The sequence below is a fragment of the Provencibacterium massiliense genome, assembly GCF_900169495.1.
Taxonomy (GTDB): domain Bacteria; phylum Bacillota; class Clostridia; order Oscillospirales; family Ruminococcaceae; genus Harryflintia; species Harryflintia acetispora.
Window position 1 is genome coordinate 191,270 of the sequence record NZ_FWCH01000011.1, and the last position, 22,358, is coordinate 213,627.

The following is a 22,358-nucleotide window of genomic DNA, read 5'->3' on the forward strand; positions in this document are numbered from 1 at the left end:
TTAAGCTGTCGGTAAAATTATGCCGAATTTTCATCACTTTACTTTTGAACTAATATTGCTTATAATATTAGTGTGAAAGGAAGTGGTACGGTGGGACAATTTGAACAGCTGGATCAGCTGCTGGAAACACAGGATGGGATGCTGCGAACAGCTCAAGTAGTATCTGCTGGTATTTCTAAGCCTGTTTTTTATGATTATGTGCACTCACGGGAATTGGAGCGGGTCGCGCATGGAATTTATCTTTCCAAGGATGCCTGGGTCGATGCCATGTACTTACTTCATCTGCGGGTCGAACAGGCAGTGTTTTCCCATGAGACAGCTTTATTTTTTCACGATCTGACAGACCGCGAGCCGCTGGAATATACGGTCACAGTCAAGACCGGATATAATCCCTCCAAGCTGAAAGCAGAGGGCGTACAGGTATTCACCATTAAGGCGGAACTGCATGGGGTGGGCCTGACAACGGCTCAGACACCATTTGGGCATACAGTTCCTGTCTATGACCTGGAGCGCACCATCTGCGACCTGCTCCGCAGCAGGAACAACATGGAGATGCAGACTTTTCAAGGGGCATTAAAGATGTATGCCAGAAGAAAAGACAAAGACCTGCGGACATTGATGCGGTATGCCGGTATGTTCCGGGTAGAAAAAATTCTGCGGCAGTATTTGGAGGTGCTTTTATGATAAAAACAGCAAGGCAGTTGAAGGATCTGATCCGCAATCTTTCCAGAAAAAAATCTGCGGACGCCCAGCTCTTGATGCGGAACTACATGATGGAGCGTTTTCTGGAGCGTATCTCCCTTTCTGAATATCGTGACAAATTTATTCTGAAAGGCGGTATGCTGGTAGCGGCTATGGTTGGTCTGGATGCCCGTTCCACGATGGATTTGGACGCTACTGTAAAAGGAGCCAATGTCAATGTGGAGGACATAGAGAATTTGATTTCCGCTATTGTGAGTGTCCCGCTTGATGATGGCGTCAAATTCCAGCTGAAAAGTATTTCGGAGATTATGGATGAGGCGGAATATCCGGGGATTCGCGTAAATATGACTACAACCTTTGACGGTGTGGTGACGCCTTTGAAGATTGACATTTCCACAGGGGATGCCATTACCCCCAGGGAGATCCGCTACTCTTTCAAGCTGATGCTGGAAGATCGCTCCATTGATATTTGGGCGTACAATCTGGAAACGGTTCTGGCCGAAAAGCTGGAAACGATCATTACCAGAACTACCACCAACACCCGCATGAGAGATTTCTATGACATTTATATTCTGGAACAGCTGCATGGGAATACATTGGACCCTCAGATTCTCCATGATGCGCTGCGGGCCACTGCTCACAAACGCGGGACAGAACGACATCTTGCAGAAGCTGCCGAAGTTTTTGAGGAAGTGGAGAACAGCTCGGTTATGCAGAAACTTTGGGAATCGTACCGCAAAAAATTTTCCTATGCGGCAGATCTGGAGTGGAACATCATCATGGGGGCGGTGCGCAGTTTATACGCTCTCAGTGAAAAGGAATCGAGCCTATGAAGAAGCACGGCCATTATTGTAAAGTCTGCGGAGAATATAAGGCTAATGAAAAATTTTCCGGCAAAGGTCATGCGGCGCACGTCTGTAAATCCTGTGCTTCTTTGCCGCCGGAGAAGCAAGCGGAGCAAATGACAATAAACCGCTTGCTGAATCTCCCATGGAGATTATCAAAGGAGCAGATTTCCTGGCTGAAGAACCGAATGAAAGATAAGCGCCGGGAAGTTCGTGCGCTGGCAAAAGAACAATACGAGATGAGGTTTCCTCCGAAGCGGTTAGAGGACATCGAGGACAATTTTGATTTTCTCGATGAGGACGATTTAATAGAATAACAAAAGCGGTCTGCACCATGCAGGCCGTTTCTTTTTTGGAAAGGAGGTCTCCCTTATGGCAACCACACGCATCATGCCGCTGCATATCGGCAAGGGTCGGACTGAGAGCCGTGCCATCAGCGATATTATTGACTATGTGGCAAATCCCCAAAAGACCGACAACGGAAAATTGATTACCAGCTATGGATGTGACAGCCGCACTGCTGATGCAGAGTTTCTGTTGGCAAAGCGGCAGTATATTGCCGCCACCGGACGAGTGCGCGGTACAGATGATGTGATCGCCTACCATGTGCGCCAGTCGTTCAGGCCCGGAGAGATCACACCGGAGGAAGCCAACCGGCTGGGCATAGAATTTGCCAGGCGGTTCACCAAAGGCAATCATTCCTTTGTGGTCTGCACCCACATCGACAAATCGCATATTCATAATCACATCATCTGGTCGGCGGTCAATATGGATTGTGACCGGAAGTTCCGTAACTTTTGGGGAAGCACCAGAGCTGTTCGACGTTTAAGTGACACCATTTGTATCGAGAACGGACTATCCATTGTGGAGAACCCCAAGCCCCACGGAAAAAGCTACAACAAGTGGCTGGGCGAACAAGCCAAGCCCTCCCATCGGGAACAGCTACGGGTGATGATTGACCGGGCGCTGGAGCAAAAGCCAGCAGACTTTGACACACTTCTGCAACTGCTTTCCGAGATGGGCTGCGAGGTATCTCGGCGCGGGAAAGCAATCCGCCTTAAAGCTCCCGGCTGGAAGAATGTAGCCCGTATGGATGACAAGCTGGGAGCCGGGTACAGCGAAACAGAAATCCGTGCGGTGCTGGCTGGAGAAAAGCAGCACACGCCCCGCAAGAAATCCACCGTGCAGCCGGAGCCACCCAAGGTCAATTTGCTGGTGGATATTCAGGCAAAATTGCAGGCCGGGAAAGGTGCTGGATATGCACGCTGGGCCAAGGTTTTTAACTTAAAACAGATGGCGCAGACCGTGAATTTTCTTACCGAACATCACCTACTGGACTATACAGAGCTGGAAGAAAAAGCGGTGGCGGCTACCGCCCATCACAATGAGCTGTCAGCGCAGATTAAGGCGACGGAGAAACGCATGGCAGAGATCGCCGTCCTGCGTACCCATATCGTTAATTATGCCAAGACCCGCGAGACCTATGTTGCCTATCGCAAGGCCGGTTATTCCCGAAAATTTCGGGAGGAACATGAGCAAGAAATTCTGCTCCATCAGGCGGCAAAAAATGCCTTTGATGAGATGGGAGTGAAGAAGCTGCCCAAGGTCAAAGACCTGCAATCTGAGTATGCCAAACTGCTGGAGGAAAAGAAGAAAACCTACGCCGAGTACCGGCGTTCCCGTGAGGAAATGCGGGAACTTTTGACGGCAAAGGCCAATGTGGATCGGCTGCTGAAAATGGATGAGGAACAGAAAAAAGAACAAGAAAAAGACCACGGCCAGCGGTAAGCCGGTCATGGTCATAAGCGTCCATCGGACGCGTAGCCGCAGAATGAAATTCTGCGTTCAAAGGGGCTTGGGGGCGCTGCCCTCAACAAGCAAAGCAGAGGGGGAAATCACGTCAGGATTTTTCCCTCTGTGGGCCGAGTGTATTAACACCGGCATTGCTTGCCACTTTTGTTCGCAAACAATATCCGTATCCTTTACACGATGATTTACTTTTATTATCATAGTCGTAATAAGTATATAAACTACTTACATATAAGCACCTAAAATATGAAAGGGCTGATAAAATGATGACCTTTGAAAAGGTTTTAGAAGTATTCAACGATTACCTAAATAAAGATAGTGTTTTGGAGGTGGTGAACACTAAGCGAGGATACACCGTTATGATTTGGGATGAAAAAGATGAGCAATGGTTTGGTGTGGAACATTGCAAAGCCCCCGAGCTTTTACGGGATGCCTTACTTGATGGCTATCGTGATTTTTTAGAGCAACAACTTACTCATAACCGCAGGAGTTTAACCGAAACAGAAATCTTAGATATTCAAAACCGATGTGAACAGCTTTATGATTTGTGTGGAGAATAAAAAAATAACCTAAAAAGTGCGATAGCCTGTGTAGGTGTCGCACTTTTTTCAGTTGGCTTGGCTTACGAAAACAGCGTTAATTATTCCGCAGTTTCTCTTGCCTTTTTCAAGCCTTGAGCCGTAGCTTCCATCACGATAAGCTCCTTTTCTTCCATATCATTCAACAGTACATCAACTTGTTTGCGGCGATTGTTGTCGCCATCTTCATTGCATGGAAAAAAGAACTGGTCTACAGAGATGTCAAGCAAGGTAGTAATGAGATAAAATTTGTTAAGCCTTGGGTGCTGCCCCCTGTTCTCTATATACATAATAGAGCGTGGCGTAAGGTCTACCAGTTGGGCAAGATATTCCTGTGTCCACCCTTTTGCTTCCCGAGCTTTTTTTATCGCTATACCTAACGGCTTAAAATCAAGTTTTCTTTCATCTTGGTACATTTTAATATCATCCTATATCATTGTACATTTCGGGTGATGATATTTGAACGAAGTATGATTTTATGTTTAGTAGTGTATAATTTCGTATTAGTGGAGAGAAACTTGCTATTATTCGTCATTCCGTATATAATAATTATATACTCTTTGCGAAAGGAAGTTGATATTATGAATTACATTTCTGTGAAAGCCGCTTCTGAAAAATGGGGCATATCGGAAAGACGGATACAAAAATTATGTGAGGAAAATCGCATTGACGGAACTGAAAAATTTGGTCGTGCATGGATGATACCAAAAGATGCAGAAAAACCCGTTGATGGACGTATGAAAACAAGGAACAAACAGGAGGAGAATCATGGAATTTAATGAAAAGCTACAACAGCTTAGGACTGGAAAGAACTTAACGCAGGAACAACTTGCGGAGCAATTATATGTATCAAGAACAGCCATTTCAAAATGGGAAAGCGGCAAGGGTTACCCTAACATTGAGTCGCTCAAGTGTATTTCTAAATTCTTTTCTGTGACCATAGATGAACTGCTATCGGGCGAAGAACTGATTACACTTGCCGAAACTGAAAATCGTTCCAACTTGAAAAAAATTTACAGTTTCATTTATGGAATATTAGATATGATGGCGGTTACTTTTATACTTTTGCCGTTGTATGATAACCTTGTTGACGGATATATTTATTCTGTCAATCTACTTTCATTTACAGACACTACCCCAATATATCTTGCAATCTATTGGATTGTTTTTATTGTTTTGATTGCACTTGGGATAGCGAAACTGATGTGTGTTTGTTTTGAAAAGGAATCATGGAGCAACATAATCACAAAATGCTCTCTCGTGCTGAGTACGCTTTTTATCTGCTTCTTCGCTGCGGCAAGACAACCCTATGTAACCGCCCTTATGTTTCTGCTATTTGTTGCTAAAATATTTGTCTGGATAAAGCAAACCCAAACAAAGTAAAATGCCATAAACCCTTTAAAATAGGCTCTGACACGATAAGTGTCGGAGCTTTTTTCGTGCTGACATCTATTGTGTCGGCATTGTGACGGTAGATTTCTTGGCTTCTATGCAATACTCGTGGATAATAAGATTGTGGTCAGCGAAAACAAGAACAGCAACCCACGGAAAGGAGAATCAAATATGGATTATATCATTGAAACAGAAAATCTTACGAAGCGATACGGAACAGCCACCGTTGTCGATAAGGTAAATCTTCATGTGCCAAAGGGCAAAATTTATGGTTTGCTCGGCAGAAACGGAGCAGGCAAAACCACAGCAATGAAAATGATGTTGCAGCTTGCTTTCCCAACGGAGGGAACGGTACGCTTGTTTGGCACAAACTATAAGGAAAATATCCATACCCTTTATAGCAAAGTAGGCTCTATTATCGAAACACCGGGATTTTACAGTAATTTAACAGGGTATGAGAATTTGCAAATTCTCGCTAAACTGCGAGGGGGAGTATCTAAAAGTGGAGTAGAAAAAGCTCTTGAAGTTGTGGGGCTGCATAAGGAGAAAAGAAAAGTCTTTTCCGATTATTCCCTCGGAATGAAACAACGGCTTGGTATTGCCGCCGCCATTATGCACGAGCCGGAGCTTTTAATACTTGACGAACCGATTAACGGACTTGACCCCATTGGAATAGTTGAAATACGCTCATTTTTATCTGAACTTAGTCACAATCATGGCATTACCATTTTTATCTCAAGCCATGTTTTAAGCGAGATTGAACAGATAGCAGATATTATCGGCGTTATGCACGAGGGGCATTTAGTAGAGGAAGTGAATATATCCGAGCTTCACAAAAGGAATCGAAAATACATTCAATTTGATTTATCTGACAGTGAGATAGCCGGAAAGATTTTAGAAAACCACTACCACATGACGGATTTTACAGTGCAGGACGGTACGGTGAGAATTTATGACTTTAGCCAAAGTGTTGGAGAAATCAATCGAGAATTTGCACGAAATGGACTGCTCGTGACAAGGATAAATGATAGTGAGGAAAACTTAGAGGACTACTTTTCTAAACTGATTGGAGGTGGCGGTATTGCTTAATCTTATTTCTTGTGAATTATTAAAACTAAAGCGTTCAAAAATGGTGCTAATTAGTGTGGCAGGGGTATTATCTACCCCACTTTTGATGTTAATAGAAGCCTTGCAAACACATTTTGATAAGCCGGAGATTATCTTTACCTTGTCTGACATATACAGCGACAGTGTACTGTATATCATGCTGCTGGTAAACATTATGATATATGTGGCAATTGCAGCTTACTTGTTTAGCAGAGAGTACACAGAAAGCACCCTCAAAACCATATTGCCCATACCCATTTCAAGGACAAAACTATTAATTGGAAAATTTTGCACCCTGCTTCTTTGGATTGTTATGCTAACCCTTGTAACATGGGCAGGTATATTTATCGTTTGTGGGCTATATGACGCTGTCTTTACATTGGAGGGATATAGCTTACTAGTGGCAATAGTATGGCTCCCCAAGTTTTTGTTTGGCAGTATCCTGATGTTTTTAACAGTTTCTCCTTTTGTGTTTGTTGCTATGAAAACAAAAGGATTTGTCGCCCCGATGATTGGCTCTGCCGTGATTGTCATGGGAAGTGCCGCACTTTCAAATCAAGAATGGGGAGCGTTGTATCCGTGGACAGCCACCTATTTCTTGGTGCAGGGTAAACTTCAGAGTACCGGCTATCCTACACTGCTGTCTGTATCTATTATTATTCTTGTATCAGCAGTTGGTTTTCTTATGACCTTTCATCATTTTAAAAAGGAGGATTTGAAATAATGGTACTTGATTTTATAGAAATTTTAAAAGTTAATTTTCTTGGAATTGTTGAGGGTATTACTGAGTGGCTACCTATCAGCAGCACAGGACATATGATTCTTGTGGACGAATTTATCACACTTAATATGAGCGAAGCATTTAAAGAAATGTTTTTTGTTGTTATTCAACTTGGAGCTATACTCGCAGTGGTTGTAATGTTTTGGAACAAGATGTTTCCCTTTCAATTTAAGAACAAAGCACAGTCAATTGTTAAAAAGGATACTTTCTCGTTGTGGTTCAAGGTTGCGGTAGCTTGTGTACCGTCAGCTATTATGGGGATTCTATTTGATGATTATTTGGATGCTTACCTCCAAACCCCCATTGTGATTTCAATCATGTTAATCTTTTATGGTTTGTTATTCATTCTCATAGAAAATTGGAATAAAAAGCGTACTCCTACTACTATGGCACTTTCTGACATCAGCTATAAAACAGCAATCTTGATAGGGGCATTTCAAGTGTTATCACTTATACCCGGCACATCACGGTCGGGAGCAACGATTATAGGTGCTTTACTCATAGGAGTTTCACGAGTGGCAGCAGCAGAGTTTACTTTTTTCCTCGCAGTACCTACTATGCTTGGAGCAAGTGCTTTTAAGCTGTTAAAATTCGGGTTTGAATTTACAAGTGCAGAACTGCTCGCTCTTGTTCTCGGTATGGCTGTGGCATTTGCGGTATCTGTCTTAGTAATTAAATTCCTAATGAACTTTATCAAAAAACATGATTTTAAGGTGTTTGGTTGGTATCGAATTGTGCTTGGTATACTTGTTGTACTTATAAAATCTTAATAATGCGTTTTCTTTGTGCGCGAATAAAAATGCCAGTTGGTCCTTAAGATCAGCTGGCATTTTTGTTTCTGGGGATGGAAAACAACCCAGAGATTCTCGTTGTCGATCTCCTCCTGATTTTAGTTTGCATGGTGAATTTTGCAAATTGAATCTACAGGAGGTTAATAATGGGATTTAATTATGGATATGAGAAAAAGAAGTTTGATAGTAGATGGAAGCGTTTAGAAGTTGAGTATTGTGATGCAGGGATGAGCGAAGAACAGATTGCTGCCATGAAAGAATATGACTGGGCATGGTTTTGCAGTCAAAGGGTTTTTCAAAACCATACGCAACCAATACCTTGTGAACAATATGATGAAGTATGTGGTCAATCACAGCTGTTCCGAAAGTTTGCATCGTTATCTTATCAATGGGATGTTGATAAGATTGATCAAACGCGATATGGATGGTTGGCTTCGGTGGAAAACGAACAACTACTGTTGAGATTGAAGAAGCTGTCGAAGAAAGATTTGGAGCTATTGACATTACTTTTTGTGGATGGTTATCGTCAAATTGATGTAGCACGTCTTTGGCATTGTTCCAGAAGTGCTGTTGCACAAAGATTTAAAAAAATAAAAAAATTTTTGAATAACACTTAACAAATGAAGCGTATCAGTGCCTACCCATTGAGGGAAGAACATTCTCCCAATGTGGAGCTTGACAATTTCATAGACGGCATTTCCGGTACATAACCTATGTACGAGCGAATCAGGCACGCCGCGAAGATGGACAGCCCCAGGAGGTGATGAATAGGACTGTTCCGAGCGATCCACGTCAGCCTGATACCCGAAAGTGGCATTTCAGGGCGCGATGACTGCATAGGGGTTAAAGATACTTCCTCACGGCCTCCTAAAGACTTGGGGGGAACTCTGCGGCGCACGAGTAAAACGACGCTGTGGAGTTATGACAGCCGCGCCAGCGGAGACCGGAATGTCCCCATCGCCAGGGGTGCGTGGCAAATGTGGCGAGTAAATTTTTCAAAGTCAGATACCATGCGCTGGCAGCTTCGGTTGCCAGCGCATTCATGTGATTTTGAAAGCAACAACCACATCTTTGACAGAAAGGGGGACCACCTATGGAAAAATTGATTTCGCGGAAAGAGGCTGCCAAATTACTGGGGATTAGCATTGCCACTTTGGATGCAGCTCGAAACAGTGGGCTAATTTCCTATGTTCAGTATGTGCAAAATGGTTGCGTGTACTTTACAGATGCTGGCCTTCAGGAGTATATCGCAAAATGCACCCATCGTGCAAAGCCAGTGGAAAAAAGCGCTACATACCGCAAGCTGCGAAGTGTCCGAGCTTGAGCTGTTCCGTATCCTTGCTGGAACCTAATATGTCTGATAAAACAAAGGTACAGCGCTGGACATTATTCTTAGGAGGTGACGGAATTGGCAAAAAGAAAAAGGGCAATTCCTCAATATGGTACGGTCGTGCTTAACGGCATTGAATATTATAGAACCAGAGTCGAAGATTCGGATGGAAACAGAGTGGCGCTTTATGCAAAGACGCCCGAAAAGCTTTATGACAAGGAACTGGAGGCGTTAGAGCAGATTGACAGTACTACGTTTCGTCGAAGATCGCCTACGGTTGCTGAGTACTGTGAGAAGTGGCTGCTGATGCAGTCCGTCCATGTTCGGGCCACCACCTTGACAGATTATACCTCTAAGGTGCGGCGGCACATTATTGGAGGGCTGGGAGACAAGAGAATGGCTGATGTATCCCTGGATGACATCCAACTTGCCCTCGTACCTGTTTCCAAGAAGTCGGCTTCGGTTTATAAGTCTGTGGTGATTCTCTGCAAGTCCATTTTCCGGGCGGCCAAGGAGAGCCATGTGATTGACGAGGACCCGACCATATACCTGGATGCAAAGGGAGGAGTTCCCCAGGAAGAAAGACAGGCATTGACGGATGAACAGGTTGAGCGGCTTTTGGACACGATCCGGGATTTGCCGCCCTATGTATTTGTGATGATCGGTTTATATGCCGGTCTGCGCCGGGAAGAAATCCTGGCGCTGCAATGGGATTCTGTGTATCTGGATGCAGAGGCTCCGTACTTAACGGTACGGCGGGCATGGCACACAGAACATAACAGGCCGGTCATTCTTACCGAGCTAAAGACCAAAGCGGCACAAAGAAACATTCCTCTCCCGGTCTGTCTGGTTGAATGTCTGAAAGATGCAAAGAAAAAATCCACTTCGGATTATGTGATTGCCAATCGGGACGGTGATCCGCTATCCTATACACAGTTTAAGCGGCTGTGGCAGTATATTGTGACGCGGACTGCAAAGCCGAGAATGGCCAGAAAACTTGTGGACGGAAAGTATGTAAAATATATGCTTTACCCGAAACTTGGAGAAAAAGCCAGGAATAACGGCCATGTGGTATATAGCCTGGATTTTGAAGTGACACCGCATCAGCTGCGGCACACCTACATCACCAATCTGATTCATTCTTCGGTGGACCCCAAAACGGTACAATATTTGGCGGGCCATGAAAGCAGCAAAATCACGATGGACATTTACGCAAAGGTCAAATACAACAGGCCGGATGATCTTGTCAAAGCAATGGGCTGTGCCTTTGACTTATGGGACGCTGTGTAAGTTCCGAACAATTCAGAAAATGAAGTAAGAGCGAGACAAGGATGTCTCGCTCTTAGTTTTTCCTTGGCCGTATCTTTGATTCAATTTGAAATCTCTGATAAAAAGGAGGTGTAGATACATCACCACGCGAGAAAGGAAATTAATTATGGCAAAGAAGAAAAAAAACATACCTCAATATGGAACCGTCACACGAAAGGGTGTCCTGTATTACAGAACCCGGATTCTGGACGCAGACGGCAAGCAGGTGAGCTTGTATGGGACTACCTGCGAGGAACTGTACGATAAAGAGCAGGAGGCGAGACGCCAGGTAGCGGAGATCATCTTCCACCGGGAGCATCCTACTGTGGCCGAGTATTGTGAGAAGTGGCTGTTGATGCAATCCGCAAAAGTGTCGCCGGCTACACTGAAGGGCTACGCCTCCAATATGAAGAACTACATTATCAAGCCTTTGGGAGATATGTATATGGAGGAAGTAACAGCGGATGATATTCGTCTGGCGCTGATCCCATTGTCCAATAAGTCCGAGAGCCTGCACAATACGGTGAATATGCTCCTCAAGTGCATTTTTTACTCGGCAGAGCGGAGCCAGTTGCTGGAATACAATCCGTGTGAGGGGATTTCGGCAAAAGGAGGGAAACCGACCCAAAAGAAAGATTCGCTGACAGACCAGCAGGTGGAAGTGCTGCTGGAAACCGTCAAAGGACTTCCGCCGTATCTGTTTACCATGATCGGCTTATATGCCGGTCTGCGCCGAGAAGAAGCTCTCGCCTTGCAATGGGATTGTGTGTTCCTCGATGCACCCACTCCATATATCTCTGTGCGGCGCGCATGGCGATCAGAGCATAACAGACCGGTTATCTCTACAACGCTTAAGACGAAAGCAGCAAGAAGGGATATTCCCATTCCCAAATGCCTTGTGAATTGTCTGCGGGAAGCCAAGGCTGCCTCCAAATCGGAATATGTGATTGCCGATAGTGAGGGACAGCCCTTGTCATATTCGCAGTTCAAACGTGTCTGGCAGTACATCGTTGTTCGGTCTACCAAGGAGCGTACCTATTATAAGTATGTGAACGGACAGAGCATCAAGTACACTGTTCAGCCGAGTCTGGGAGGACATCAGAAAAACAATCCCAACATTGTGTATAGCCTGGACTTCGATGTGACACCGCACCTGCTGCGGCATACCTACATCACCAATCTTCTGTATGCAGGTGTTGACCCCAAGACGGTCCAGTACCTTGCCGGACATGAGAACAGCAAGACAACTATGGACATCTATGCAAGAGTAAAGTATAATAAACCAGAACAGCTATTCGATGTAGTAAATTCTGCATTTCATCAAGCTGTCCCCTCGTAAAAGTGGCCTGTTTTTTGGTTAAGGAATAGGACAACCGAGGGGCCGAGGCTCAAAAAAGCCCGGAATATCAAGGAAAATCATCGCTCAGACGATTGAAGTACGGCCTCAAAGCGGCCCGTCGCGCGCCCCAGTTCTCCAAGAGATAATCATTCAAAAGAACCACTCGTCAGAGTGGTTCTTTTTTTGCGACGGGTTGCTTTTTGCCATCCCCGAGCGTAAGCGAGCGGGGGCACTGATGTTTGCGAAGCAAATGTCGGCCCGTCGCGCGCCCCAGTTCTCCAAGAGATAGTATTACAAAAAGCACCGCTCGTCAAAGCGGTGCTTTTTTCTTTCCCCGGGATGTATACATTGGGTGGCAAAAGACTATGCGCGCCCGGTGAGCTGCTCGAAGGTGACACCGTACTTCCGGGCGATGTCCTGCGCATAGCTGCGCCCCTCGGGAGGCGCCACATGCACCTTGTAGGAGCGGCTGCCGCTCTGGTCCCCCATCATCAGACTGGCCGCCTGGCTGTCGCTCTCCACCGTGCCGTTGAGCTCGTCGACCTGCTGGGCCAGCTTGTGCATATGGGTGTTGTAGATGGTGCGGGCCCCCAGGAGCTTTAAGGATTTCACCACGTCGTAGGCGATGTAGAACCCCTCCTCGAAGGAGGTGGAGGAAAAGGACTCGTTGAGCAGGATGAGGCTGTGCGCGCCCGCCTGCGTATACAGCTCCCGGAAGCGCTTGGCCTCCTCGCCCAGGCGCCCGAGGTCCATCGTCTTGTTCTCGTCCGCCGGGAAGTGGGTGAAGATGTTGTCGGCGGGGGAGAAGCGAAAGCTCTGCGCCGGCACGAAGATCCCGTTTTGCGCCAGCAGGAAGGCGATCCCCACCGCCTGGGTGAGGGTGGTCTTCCCGCCCCGGTTAGCCCCGGTCAGGATATACAGCCGGTGCTGCGCGCAAAAGTCGAGATCGTTCGGCACGATCGAGGCGGGGCCCTCCCCCTCGCTGGCCCCCTTGATGAGCTTGAGGTTATAGAGCCCCTCGGCCTGCATGTCCCGCGCGCCCTCCCCGCTGACCTGCGGGCGGCAGAAGGCGAAGCCCTGCGAGCGGCATTTCCGGATGTACGCGGCAAAGCGCACGTAGAACATGAACTGGGGGATCAGCGAGGTGATGACATAGCTGCTGATCTCCACATGCTCGGAGAGCATGCGCTTGAGCTTTTTGGTGGTCCCCGCGAGCATGTGGCTGACGACCCGGTCCAGCACGTTCATCAAATTCCCCGATTCGGGGTCCTCGGGCAGGGTGGGGATCAGGGGCTTCAAAACCTTCTTGCGGTTTAATTTGTTCTCGTCCTTCACCGCGCGGATGGCGGCCCCCGGCTTCACCTCCAGCGAATCCTGGATGTCGTCCTCCCGGCCCAGGAAGTCGCAGAAGTTGGAGATGATCCCCGTCTTTTGAAAGCTGCGGCTGTTGACCGAGATGATCCCCACCCCGTTGGGCTCGTACCGCTCGTTGAGGTTGACCCCCAGCGTGACGCTGCGGATCCGCTCGGTATCCTGCTTGAGCGCGGCGATGTCCTTCTTGAGATGCGCAAAGCCGCTGTCCTCGTAGATCTCCCGCACATAGTCCCGCAGCAGGCAGAGTCCCTCGGAGCGCAGCTCCTCCCCGCAAAGGCAGTCATAGAGCTCCTCGATGCAGACGATATAGTCCCCGATCTCGTTGAGCCGGTGGATCAGCTCCCACAGGCTGGAGGCCTCCTCGTTTTCCTTGAGGAAGCTGCCGTAGCTGCGCAGAAAGTCGATCTTGTCCAGGAGCTCCTGCACCCGCTCGCAGAGCCCCGGGAAGCGGTAGACGTCCTCGAAGATGGCGCAGCGGTATTCGACCGCGCGCGGGTCGGACGTCAGGTTGCCGGTCAGCAGGCTCTTGATGAGCGCGCGCTCCGCCGGCTTGTCGCTCACCTCGGCGCAGATAAAATCCACCGAAAGGTCGCTCTGTGCCTCCGGCGGCAGCTTGTGGTGGACGCCCTCGGCCCCGGGCGGGTCGATCAGGCTCAGTTTCTTCATCGGCATGGATACCCTACCTCCCATTTTCGATGTTGGCCGCGCGGCAGCGGCGGCTTGCTGCCACCATTATACCACTGCGCGCGCGCCCTGTCATCTGCCGGGAGCGGCCCGGCGGAAAGGCGAAAAATTTTTATCCCGCTGGAAAAAGTGATAGGCGCAGAGGAGAATATGTGCTATATTGATATAAAAAGATTAGATACCTTTGGAGGGGCGTATGCTCATCGCCATCGCCGCGCTCGGGACGGCGGTCCCGCCAGCGATGGAACAATTCTATTAGGTAAAGGGTGGTCAACATGAAGGCAATTTCCGCTCTGCTGCGCCGGAACCGGTTTCTCGACGAGCTGCTGAGCATCGAAGGCAACGCGAAGTACTGTATCCTGACCCTTCCGTTTCAGATGATCGTCTATTCCCTTTACACCCCCTTCGCCTCCCTCTATATGAAGGAGCTGGGGCTTTCGGACTCGCAGATCGGCACGGTGGTCACCGTGGGGCTGATCTCCCAGATGGCCAGCTCCTTCATCGGCGGAATGGTCACCGACAAGATCGGGCGGCGAAAAAGCAACCTGCTCTTCGACGCGGTGGCCTACGTCACCTCGGCCCTGTTGATGGCGGTGGCCCACAACTTCTGGTACTTCGTCATCGCCCAGGGGTTTTACGGGCTGTTCCAGGCCTCGAACAACGCCTGGAACGGGCTGATCGGCGAGGACTGCGAGCCGGACAAGATTTCGCTGGTCTTCAGCGGACTTCAGGTCATCCAGCTGCTGACCACCTTCCTGGCGCCGATCGCCATCTTCTTCATCGACCGCTACGACCTGGTGCCCACCATGCGGGTCATCTACGGGATCGCCACCGTGACCATCAGCATGAAGATCCTGCTGCTCTACCACTTCGACCATGAAACCGAGATGGGCAAACGCCGTATGGCGGAGACGCGCGACATCCCGCTTTACAAGATGTTCGCCGGCTACCGCGGGGTGCTGGGGATCATCTTTAAGACCCCCGCGACCTTCCTGCTGCTGGCGATCGTGATCATCGCCAACGTGATCACGGTGGTGTGCAACAATTTCTTTTCCCTTTACATCTCCAATACCCTCGGCGTGTCCGACGCCGTTGTGGGCTATGTGCCGCTGGCGCGCGCGGCCATCCTGCTGCTCTTCATGTTCGGCGTGCAGCACTGGATCAACTCCCTGCCCTATAAGCCGGTGATGATCATCGGGCTGCTCATCTACATCGTGGGCTTCGTCAGCCTGATCCTGGCGCGCGAGAGCCTCATTGGCCTTTACATCTATATCCCGCTCGAGGCGGTGGCCTACGCCTTCGTCATGCCGCGCAAGGATGCGCTGCTCACCCTCTTTGTGGATAAGCACGACCGCTCGAAGGTGTTCGGCATGCTCTATGTCATCGTGCTGGGCGTTTCGGCGCCCTTCGGGTCGATCATCGGGGCGCTCAGCGACTCCAACCAGGTTTACCCGCTGATCCTGGTCATCCTGCTGTGCGTGCTGGGCTGCCTGCTGGTGCTCTTCGGGCGCAGCGACCTGCGCCGGGAGGAAGAGGAGGAAGCCCCGGCTGCCGCCGGGGAGCTGTAACAAAAAAGGAGGATAGGACCATGAAACTGGGGATTATTCGGTGCCTGCAAACAGAGGACTACTGCCCGGGTACAACGGACTTTCGCGCAATCAAAGAAAAGACCGGGGCCTTTCAAGGCGTATCGGAGGAGATAGAAATCATCGGGTTTATCGGCTGCGGCGGCTGCCCGGGGAAGAAAGCCGTGCTGCGAGCGCGGGAGCTTGTCAAAAGGGGAGCCGATACGGTCGCTTTTGCGAGCTGCGTCCAGAAGGGGACCCCGATCGGCTACCCCTGCCCGTTCGCCAAAAAGATGAAGGAATTGATCGCAAAAGATTTGGGGGAAGGCATTAGGCTTTTGGACTATACGCATTGACGGGTCCGTTTTTTGTGTAGAAAATTGCATATATATAGGTAAGGGCCCGGCCCCTGCCGCCCATTGGGTGGCAGGGGCCGGGCCGCTTTGTACGTAAAGGGCGGACACTGTACAAGCCGCGCTCGTCCGCGAAGAACTGGAAATCGACTGGGACTGGAAAAAATCGAGGCGGTTCAGGCTACCTTAAATGGCTTTGTGATCAGCTTTTGGCGAAATCGGGAGGTGCGGGTCGAAAAGGAAGAAAATGTTAAAATATTCCAAATTGTGAAATTCGTGAAAACTTCATGATTTTTTTTGCCACATACAGAAAGCCTTTGGTGATCTCTCTGGAATTTGGGCCGGTTTTGGACAAAGTGTCCCTCAAAATGCCGTTTTCGGACAAGTACCGGAAGTTTGACAAAAATTTGCGGGTTGAATATAATGGCAACTGCCTTGGTAAAAATAGTTAGTGTGGCGGGCTCCCAAATCCAAAAGCGGGAGAACCTGCCGGACAGATTATTCACAACAAGAGCGAAAGCAAGCGCGGTGAAAGCCCGCGCGCGCCCAACGAGGCTGCTTTCAAAAAAGGAGCGGTTTATGGTTAGCATATTACGAAAAGCACTGAGCGCCTGCAAGGCCCTGCGCTCCCGTGCTTTTGCAGTAGGTGCGCTGGCGGTAGTAATGGCATTTACAATCTATGAAATATCTGATTTGACGCACGCGGTGTACATCCGCGACGGCGAGAGCGTCACGCTCGCCTACACCATGAGCGACGACGTTGAGGACCTTCTGCAAAAGGAAGGGATTGAAGTCTCGGGGAGCGACGTCGTCGAGTTTTCCGGTTTCACCTCGAGCACGGCCGAGGTCGAGATCAAGCGGGCCTTCCCGGTCAAGCTGACGGCCGACGGGGAGACCAGGACCCTGCAGGTGGCCGATAAGACGGTGGCCGACCTGCTGCAGAGCGAGGGGATCACCCTCGACGGCAGCGACAAGGTAAACCTGCCGATGAAGCGCGCGCTGTGCGAGGACGACCATGTCGTCGTGCAGCGGGTGGACTTTACCACCCGGGTCGAGGAGCGGGAAATCCCCTTCGAGACCGTTGCGACCAAAACCTCCCTGCTGCGCCCCGGGCAGACCAAGGTGCTGACCCCTGGGCAGGACGGCAAGGAGGTCACCACCTACTCCCAGAAGCTCTGCGACGGCCAGCTGCAAAGCGAGGAGGAGGTCTCCACCCGCGTGGTGGCCGAGCCCGTCGCGCAGGAGGTGCTTGTCGGCGCCGCGGCGGCGGTCTCGCCGCTGGATTTCGGCTATGAGATGGATGAAAGCGGCGCGCCGGTCGGCTATACCCGGCTGCTCACCGAGCAGAAGGCCACCGGCTACAGCGCGCGCCCCGGCACCAAGACGGCCAGCGGGCGGTACGCCGTGGCGGGCCACGTCGCGGTGAACACCGAGGTAATCCCCTACGGCACCAAGCTGTACATCGCCTCGCCCGACAATTCCTTCGTCTATGGCTACGCCATCGCGGCGGACACCGGCACCGGGCTGATCGACGGCAGCATCGACCTCGACCTGTTCTATGACAGCTACACCGAAAGCTGTCTCAACGGGGTGCGGTACGTCAACGTCTATGTGCTGGATTAGCTGGACTAGGCAGAAAACAAAGGCTCTCCCGGCGGGCGTCAGCCCGGGAGAGCCTTCTCTTTCTATGAGACTTCCATTTTATCCCAAATTTGCATAAGGCGGAATAAAATGCCAAAACTGCAAATAGAATGGATAACGAAAGGACGGGTTGTTGTTTGAGATTCGTTTCTTTAAACGCCAAGGGCGAGGGGACGCCAAAGGACGCGGCGGGCAGGCTCAGAGTGGTGCGCAGCCCCATCCTGGAGGATATCGACGAGGTGCTGCGGCAGCTGCGCGAGAGCAGCGCGCGCTTCGACCTGGTCTGCGACGACGATCTGCTCGAGTCGATCATCTACGAGCAGAACGCGCTGATGGCGCGGTACCGCTACCTGATCAAGCTGGCCAAGCAGGACGGGCTCACGGTGCCACGGGAGCGGCTGCCCGACTGCGTGACCCTTTGAAAGACGAAAAATGACAACGGGGAGGCAAAACATGCTGGACACCATTTATCTTGGGGGATTTTTACTGGTCTCGGCAGTCGTCATGCTCACCGCGCTGATCCGCCAGCGGATCCTGGTGCGGGGGCTGCTGCTCAGCGCGGTCAGCGGGCTGGGCTCGCTGGGGGTGGTGAGCCTCCTGTCGGGCACCTTTTCGCTGGGGGTGACCTTCAACCTCTTTTCGGCAATCACGTCGGTGCTCTATGGGGTGCCGGGGGTGATCGGGATCCTGGTACTGCATATGATCACAGGGTAAACGGGGCCGCGGCAGGGCCCCGTTTTCGCTCTCTTGACGCTGGGACAAAGCGAAAAAAGATTGGAAAATTTTTTGTAAAAAAGACGTTGACTTAAAGCGCTTTTTCGGGTATAATAATACTCGTTCTGAAAAACGGACAAACATATGGCGGTATAGCTCAGTTGGCTAGAGCATTCGGTTCATACCCGAAGTGTCGGTGGTTCAAGTCCACTTACCGCTACCATGCGAATAAAACCGTGTCAAACGGTTTTTTTCATATATGCCTGCCGATATGGCGGGACGCCATGGCCCGTTGGTCAAGAGGTTAAGACACCGCCCTTTCACGGCGGTATCGCGGGTTCGATTCCCGCACGGGTCACCAAAAATAAAAAGCCATCCTCGGATGGCTTTTTTATTTTTGCCCGTACGGGAATCGAACAGGCAGCAAGGCGCGTCCGGGCTGCCTGTGGCAGCCAGGTTCTGCCGCGGGTAGATTCCCGCACGGATTCGGGAGAAGGGAGCCGCCGGACGGCGCGGGAGGCCGGCAGGGCGGGGCGCTGGAAGGGCTATGACGGACACCCCCAAGATATGGTGGTTGGGATAAATTTTTTTGCGGTTGACCGCTATCGGTGGAAGCTGCCCCGCGGCGTGATACCATGCCGTTTTGGGGCGAATCCCGTCCGGGAGCAGACATAAAATGGGAGGGGCTTTATACCAGCCGTATAGCTGTTATCCACAATATATTGTGGTTATATAAAAATTTAATATCAAAATGTATGGTTTGTCCGTTGACAAAGTAGGTGCCGGGAGGTAGAATATCATTTGGAGAATTTTAGACGGGGAAACCGGCTTTACTAAGACAAAGGGGAATTGCGGCAATGATTACGACGATTGTGAAACGCGACGGCAGAACGGTGCTCTTTGACATCCAGAAGATCGCGCAGGCCATCTTCAAGGCGGCGCAGGCGCTGGGCGGGCAGGACTTTGACACGGCGCTGGAGCTCGCAAAAGAGGTGGTGCGCCGCCTCGAGGAGGAGGGGGCGACCACGCCGAGCGTGGAGCATATCCAGGATACGGTGGAGGAGGTGCTCGTGGACAGCGGCCATGCGCGCACCGCCAAGGAGTTCATTATCTACCGGGCCCAGCGCTCGCGGGTGCGGGAGATGAACACCAAGCTGATGAAAATCTATGAGGACATCACCTTCAAGGACGCCAAGGACAACGACATCAAGCGGGAGAATGCCAACATCGACGGGGACACCGCGATGGGCTCTATGCTCAAATACGGCAGCGAGGGCGCCAAGCAGTTCTATCAGATGTTCATTATCAATCCCAAGTTTTCCCAAGCGCACGCGGACGGGGACATCCATATCCACGACATGGACTTCTATACCCTGACTACCACCTGTACCCAGATCGACCTGGACAAGCTCTTTACCGGGGGCTTTTGCACCGGGCACGGCTTCCTGCGCGAGCCGGGGGAGATCCGCACCTACGCGGCCTTGGCATGCATCGCCATCCAGTCGAACCAGAACGACCAGCACGGCGGGCAGAGCGTGCCCAACTTCGATTACGCCATGGCCAAGGGGGTGGCGAAGACCTACCGCAAGCAGTATATCCAGAACCTCGGCAAGGCGCTGGAAATCCTGATCGACTGTGAGGAGCCGCATAAAAAGGCCAAGGAGCTGATCCGGGCCATCGAGGAGGAGAGCGGCAAGAGCCCGCTGCTGGAAAACGGCAACGGCTTCGGCAAGCTGCTGCTCGCAAAGCTCGCGGAGCTTTGCGACGAGCGCATGGCCGGCAAGGTGCTGCGCTTTACCGAGAAGGAGGCCAAGGCCGAGACCGAGGATGCGACCTATCAGGCGATGGAGGCGCTGGTGCACAATCTCAACACCATGCATTCCCGCGCCGGGGCGCAGATCCCCTTTTCATCCTTAAACTACGGCATGGACACCTCGCCCGAGGGGCGGCTGGTGATCCGTTCCATCCTGATGGCGACCGATGCGGGGCTGGGCAACGGCGAGACCGCCATCTTCCCGATCCACATCTTCAAGGTCAAGGAAGGGGTCAACTACAACCCCGGCGAGCCGAACTACGACCTCTTTAAGCTCGCCTGCAAGGTTTCGGCCAAACGGTTGTTCCCGAACTTTTCCTTCCTCGACGCGCCCTTCAACCTGCAGTACTACCGCCCCGGCCATCCCGAGACCGAGATCGCCTACATGGGCTGCCGCACGAGGGTGATCGGCAACAACTACGACCCGTCGCGCGAGATCGTGAACGGGCGGGGGAACCTGAGCTTCACCTCGGTCAACCTGCCGCGGCTGGCCATCAAGGCGGGGGGCAACGTGGACCTCTTCTTCGAGATGCTCGAGGACAAGATCCAGCTCATCGCCGAACAGCTGATGGAGCGCTACAAAATCCAGGCGGGCAAGAAGGTCAAAAACTACCCCTTCCTGATGGGGCAGGGCGTCTGGCTGGATTCGGATAAGCTGGGCTCCGAGGACACGGTGGGCGAGGTGCTCAAACACGGCACGCTGACGCTGGGCTTCATCGGGCTGGCCGAATGCCTCAAGGCGCTGGTGGGCAAGCACCACGGCGAGAGCCCCGAGGCGCAGAACCTGGGGCTGGATATCGTGGGCTACATGCGCAAGCGTATGGACGACTACACCCGGGAGACCGGCTTCAACTACACCCTGATCGCCACTCCGGCGGAGGGGCTCTCCGGACGGTTTGTGAAGCTCGACCGGGAGCGCTACGGCGTGATTGAAGGGGTGACCGACCGGGAATACTACACCAATTCCTTCCATGTGCCGGTCTATTACGGAATTTCGGCGTTTGACAAGATTAAGATCGAAGCGCCCTACCATGCGATGACCAACGCCGGGCACATCTCCTACGTCGAGCTCGACGGCGACCCGCTGCAGAACCTCGACGCCTTCGAGGCGATCGTGCGCTGCATGAAGGAGAGCGGCGTGGGCTACGGGTCGATCAACCATCCGGTGGACCGGGACCCGGTCTGCGGGTACACCGGGATCATCGGGGACGAGTGCCCCCACTGCCACCGCGCCGAGGAGGAGGGCCCGCACTTTGAGCGGATCCGCCGGATCACCGGATACCTCGTCGGGACGGTGGAACGCTTCAACAACGCCAAGCGCGCCGAGGAACACGACCGGGTCAAGCACAGCGTGGCCCTGTAAAAAAATGATTGAGGGCGGTCCGGGTTCCCGCATGGGCGCCGGGCCGCCCCGTTTTATTCGGAGGAAGAGGGATGGAGGAAAAGAAGATCATGGTCGCGGGGCTGGTGCCCGAGTCGATCGTGGATGGGCTGGGGCTGCGCTTCACCGTTTTCGTGCAGGGGTGCCCCCATCACTGCGAGGGATGTCACAATCCTCAGACCCACCCCTTCGAGGGGGGGAAGGCGCTGAGCGCCGGGGAAATCTTCAACCACATGGAAAAGAACCCGCTTATTTCGGGAGTGACCCTGTCGGGCGGCGAGCCCTTCTGCCAGGCCGAGGCGCTGCTCCCCTTGGCGAAGCTGGTCAAGGGGAAGGGGCTGCACCTTTGCTCCTACAGCGGGTACACCTTTGAGGAGTTGGTGGAGATGGGGAAGAGCCGGCCGCCGGTGAAAGAGCTCCTAGAGCTCTGCGACGTGCTGATCGACGGACGGTTTATCCTGGCCGAGCGCACCCTCGAAAAGCGCTTTGCCGGCAGCCGCAACCAGCGGGTGCTGGATGTGCGCCGCTCGCTGGAGGAAGGGAAGCCGGTGCCGCAGGAAGAGTGGCAGTAAGGCGGATAAATAGGATTTCCAAGGGTCCAAGGCGCCGATGGCGCCATGCCCTTTGGGCGGGTGAGGGCAGAGCCCGTGACTTTTCCGGATTGTTGGTACTCGCCGTGACGAAATCTTTCCAAGGATCAGGAAGGGAGCAAAAAGCTCCCAGTGGGAGGTTTTTGCGAGGGGAAACCCTATCAAGGGGTTTCCCCTCGGCCGCAGGGTTTGCCCGGCTGCGGGCTGGGGCGCCGTTGTACGGGCGAACCCCAGCCTGCGGCCGGCGGAAGGGTGGAGCTC

24 protein-coding genes and 2 tRNA genes are annotated in these 22,358 nt (G+C 51.5%); 23 read left to right on the forward strand and 3 right to left on the reverse strand.

The window, feature by feature from the left end:
* Nucleotides 1–90 precede the first annotated feature (90 nt).
* From B5477_RS04625 to B5477_RS04650, 5 genes are all read left to right on the forward strand, one after another.
* On the forward strand, nucleotides 91–684 hold the full coding sequence (locus B5477_RS04625; protein WP_002578496.1) for a type IV toxin-antitoxin system AbiEi family antitoxin domain-containing protein: 594 nt from the start codon (nucleotides 91–93) through the stop codon (nucleotides 682–684).
* Entirely contained in the window at nucleotides 681–1,535 is an 855-nt protein-coding gene (locus B5477_RS04630; RefSeq protein WP_002578497.1) for a nucleotidyl transferase AbiEii/AbiGii toxin family protein, read from the forward strand. Before B5477_RS04625 ends, B5477_RS04630 begins: the two co-directional genes overlap by 4 nt.
* Nucleotides 1,532–1,864: a hypothetical protein gene (locus B5477_RS04635; RefSeq protein WP_002578498.1), complete on the forward strand. Its 333-nt coding sequence runs from the start codon at nucleotides 1,532–1,534 to the stop codon at nucleotides 1,862–1,864. Before B5477_RS04630 ends, B5477_RS04635 begins: the two co-directional genes overlap by 4 nt.
* A 55-nt stretch (nucleotides 1,865–1,919) precedes the next feature.
* Nucleotides 1,920–3,335 carry a relaxase/mobilization nuclease domain-containing protein gene (locus B5477_RS04640; protein WP_002578499.1) on the forward strand — a complete coding sequence of 472 codons (1,416 nt, stop codon included), beginning with the start codon at nucleotides 1,920–1,922 and terminating at the stop codon, nucleotides 3,333–3,335.
* Nucleotides 3,336–3,619: 284 nt separating this feature from the next.
* Nucleotides 3,620–3,916 (forward strand): hypothetical protein, encoded by a 297-nt coding sequence (locus B5477_RS04650; protein WP_002576327.1) that lies wholly within the window; start codon nucleotides 3,620–3,622, stop codon nucleotides 3,914–3,916.
* Between the two features lie 80 nt (nucleotides 3,917–3,996).
* On the opposite strand, the gene B5477_RS04655 is transcribed toward B5477_RS04650, so the two are convergent.
* Nucleotides 3,997–4,356 carry a helix-turn-helix domain-containing protein gene (locus tag B5477_RS04655; protein WP_425330774.1) on the reverse strand — a complete coding sequence of 120 codons (360 nt, stop codon included), beginning with the start codon at nucleotides 4,354–4,356 and terminating at the stop codon, nucleotides 3,997–3,999.
* 159 nt (nucleotides 4,357–4,515) lie between these two features.
* Here B5477_RS04655 and B5477_RS15440 point away from each other — a divergent pair, with 159 nt between their 5' ends.
* The 9 genes from B5477_RS15440 (at nucleotide 4,516) to B5477_RS04705 (ending at nucleotide 11,982) form a co-directional block, all read left to right on the forward strand.
* On the forward strand, nucleotides 4,516–4,713 hold the full coding sequence (locus tag B5477_RS15440; protein ID WP_009246557.1) for a helix-turn-helix domain-containing protein: 198 nt from the start codon (nucleotides 4,516–4,518) through the stop codon (nucleotides 4,711–4,713).
* Entirely contained in the window at nucleotides 4,703–5,317 is a 615-nt protein-coding gene (gene bcrR / locus B5477_RS04665) for a bacitracin resistance transcriptional activator BcrR (protein WP_079698632.1), read from the forward strand. The genes B5477_RS15440 and bcrR overlap by 11 nt, the downstream gene beginning before the upstream one ends.
* 180 nt (nucleotides 5,318–5,497) lie before the next feature.
* Nucleotides 5,498–6,415, forward strand: a complete 918-nt coding sequence (bcrA, locus tag B5477_RS04670) for a bacitracin ABC transporter ATP-binding protein BcrA (RefSeq protein WP_002576324.1) — start codon at nucleotides 5,498–5,500, stop codon at nucleotides 6,413–6,415.
* Nucleotides 6,408–7,157: an ABC transporter permease gene (locus B5477_RS04675; RefSeq protein WP_002576323.1), complete on the forward strand. Its 750-nt coding sequence runs from the start codon at nucleotides 6,408–6,410 to the stop codon at nucleotides 7,155–7,157. The genes bcrA and B5477_RS04675 overlap by 8 nt, the downstream gene beginning before the upstream one ends.
* Nucleotides 7,157–7,984, forward strand: a complete 828-nt coding sequence (gene bcrD / locus B5477_RS04680) for a bacitracin resistance undecaprenyl-diphosphatase BcrD (RefSeq protein ID WP_079698633.1) — start codon at nucleotides 7,157–7,159, stop codon at nucleotides 7,982–7,984. The genes B5477_RS04675 and bcrD overlap by 1 nt, the downstream gene beginning before the upstream one ends.
* A 167-nt stretch (nucleotides 7,985–8,151) precedes the next feature.
* Nucleotides 8,152–8,622, forward strand: coding sequence for an RNA polymerase subunit sigma-73 (locus B5477_RS04685; RefSeq protein WP_002576321.1), 471 nt, complete (start codon nucleotides 8,152–8,154; stop codon nucleotides 8,620–8,622).
* Between the two features lie 476 nt (nucleotides 8,623–9,098).
* Nucleotides 9,099–9,329 carry a hypothetical protein gene (locus tag B5477_RS04695; RefSeq protein ID WP_002576320.1) on the forward strand — a complete coding sequence of 77 codons (231 nt, stop codon included), beginning with the start codon at nucleotides 9,099–9,101 and terminating at the stop codon, nucleotides 9,327–9,329.
* Nucleotides 9,330–9,413: 84 nt separating this feature from the next.
* Nucleotides 9,414–10,625: a tyrosine-type recombinase/integrase gene (locus B5477_RS04700; protein WP_002576319.1), complete on the forward strand. Its 1,212-nt coding sequence runs from the start codon at nucleotides 9,414–9,416 to the stop codon at nucleotides 10,623–10,625.
* A gap of 145 nt (nucleotides 10,626–10,770) precedes the next feature.
* A complete protein-coding gene (locus B5477_RS04705) occupies nucleotides 10,771–11,982 on the forward strand; it encodes a tyrosine-type recombinase/integrase (protein ID WP_002576318.1) in 1,212 nt (403 codons plus the stop codon).
* A 363-nt stretch (nucleotides 11,983–12,345) separates the two neighbouring features.
* On the opposite strand, the gene B5477_RS04710 is transcribed toward B5477_RS04705, so the two are convergent.
* Nucleotides 12,346–14,028 (reverse strand): MutS-related protein, encoded by a 1,683-nt coding sequence (locus B5477_RS04710; RefSeq protein WP_159448930.1) that lies wholly within the window; start codon nucleotides 14,026–14,028, stop codon nucleotides 12,346–12,348.
* 287 nt (nucleotides 14,029–14,315) lie between these two features.
* On the opposite strand from B5477_RS04710, the gene B5477_RS04715 reads away from it, so the two are divergent.
* Together B5477_RS04715 and B5477_RS04720 are read left to right on the forward strand one after the other, a co-directional pair.
* The gene (locus B5477_RS04715) at nucleotides 14,316–15,608 is read left to right on the forward strand and encodes an MFS transporter (protein WP_079698635.1); all 1,293 of its coding nucleotides are present in this window, start codon (nucleotides 14,316–14,318) and stop codon (nucleotides 15,606–15,608) included.
* A gap of 20 nt (nucleotides 15,609–15,628) precedes the next feature.
* Complete coding sequence (locus B5477_RS04720; RefSeq protein ID WP_079698636.1) at nucleotides 15,629–15,961, forward strand: CGGC domain-containing protein; 333 nt, start codon at nucleotides 15,629–15,631, stop codon at nucleotides 15,959–15,961.
* 173 nt (nucleotides 15,962–16,134) lie between these two features.
* On the opposite strand, the gene B5477_RS15020 is transcribed toward B5477_RS04720, so the two are convergent.
* A complete protein-coding gene (locus B5477_RS15020; protein ID WP_159448931.1) occupies nucleotides 16,135–16,575 on the reverse strand; it encodes a hypothetical protein in 441 nt (146 codons plus the stop codon).
* Nucleotides 16,576–16,621: 46 nt separating this feature from the next.
* Between B5477_RS15020 and B5477_RS04725 the strand changes: the two genes are divergently transcribed.
* From B5477_RS04725 to nrdG, 7 genes are all read left to right on the forward strand, one after another.
* Nucleotides 16,622–17,581: a 3D domain-containing protein gene (locus B5477_RS04725; protein WP_159448932.1), complete on the forward strand. Its 960-nt coding sequence runs from the start codon at nucleotides 16,622–16,624 to the stop codon at nucleotides 17,579–17,581.
* A 155-nt stretch (nucleotides 17,582–17,736) separates the two neighbouring features.
* Nucleotides 17,737–18,021: a DUF2508 family protein gene (locus B5477_RS04730; protein ID WP_159448933.1), complete on the forward strand. Its 285-nt coding sequence runs from the start codon at nucleotides 17,737–17,739 to the stop codon at nucleotides 18,019–18,021.
* A gap of 31 nt (nucleotides 18,022–18,052) precedes the next feature.
* Nucleotides 18,053–18,313, forward strand: coding sequence for a pro-sigmaK processing inhibitor BofA family protein (locus B5477_RS04735; RefSeq protein WP_079698639.1), 261 nt, complete (start codon nucleotides 18,053–18,055; stop codon nucleotides 18,311–18,313).
* Nucleotides 18,314–18,459: 146 nt separating this feature from the next.
* Nucleotides 18,460–18,536 (forward strand) — tRNA-Met (locus B5477_RS04740).
* A gap of 63 nt (nucleotides 18,537–18,599) precedes the next feature.
* Nucleotides 18,600–18,674, forward strand: a tRNA-Glu gene (locus B5477_RS04745).
* Between the two features lie 496 nt (nucleotides 18,675–19,170).
* Entirely contained in the window at nucleotides 19,171–21,489 is a 2,319-nt protein-coding gene (locus B5477_RS04750; RefSeq protein WP_079698640.1) for an anaerobic ribonucleoside triphosphate reductase, read from the forward strand.
* Between the two features lie 71 nt (nucleotides 21,490–21,560).
* A complete protein-coding gene (gene nrdG, locus B5477_RS04755) occupies nucleotides 21,561–22,079 on the forward strand; it encodes an anaerobic ribonucleoside-triphosphate reductase activating protein (protein ID WP_079698641.1) in 519 nt (172 codons plus the stop codon).
* Nucleotides 22,080–22,358 lie beyond the last annotated feature (279 nt).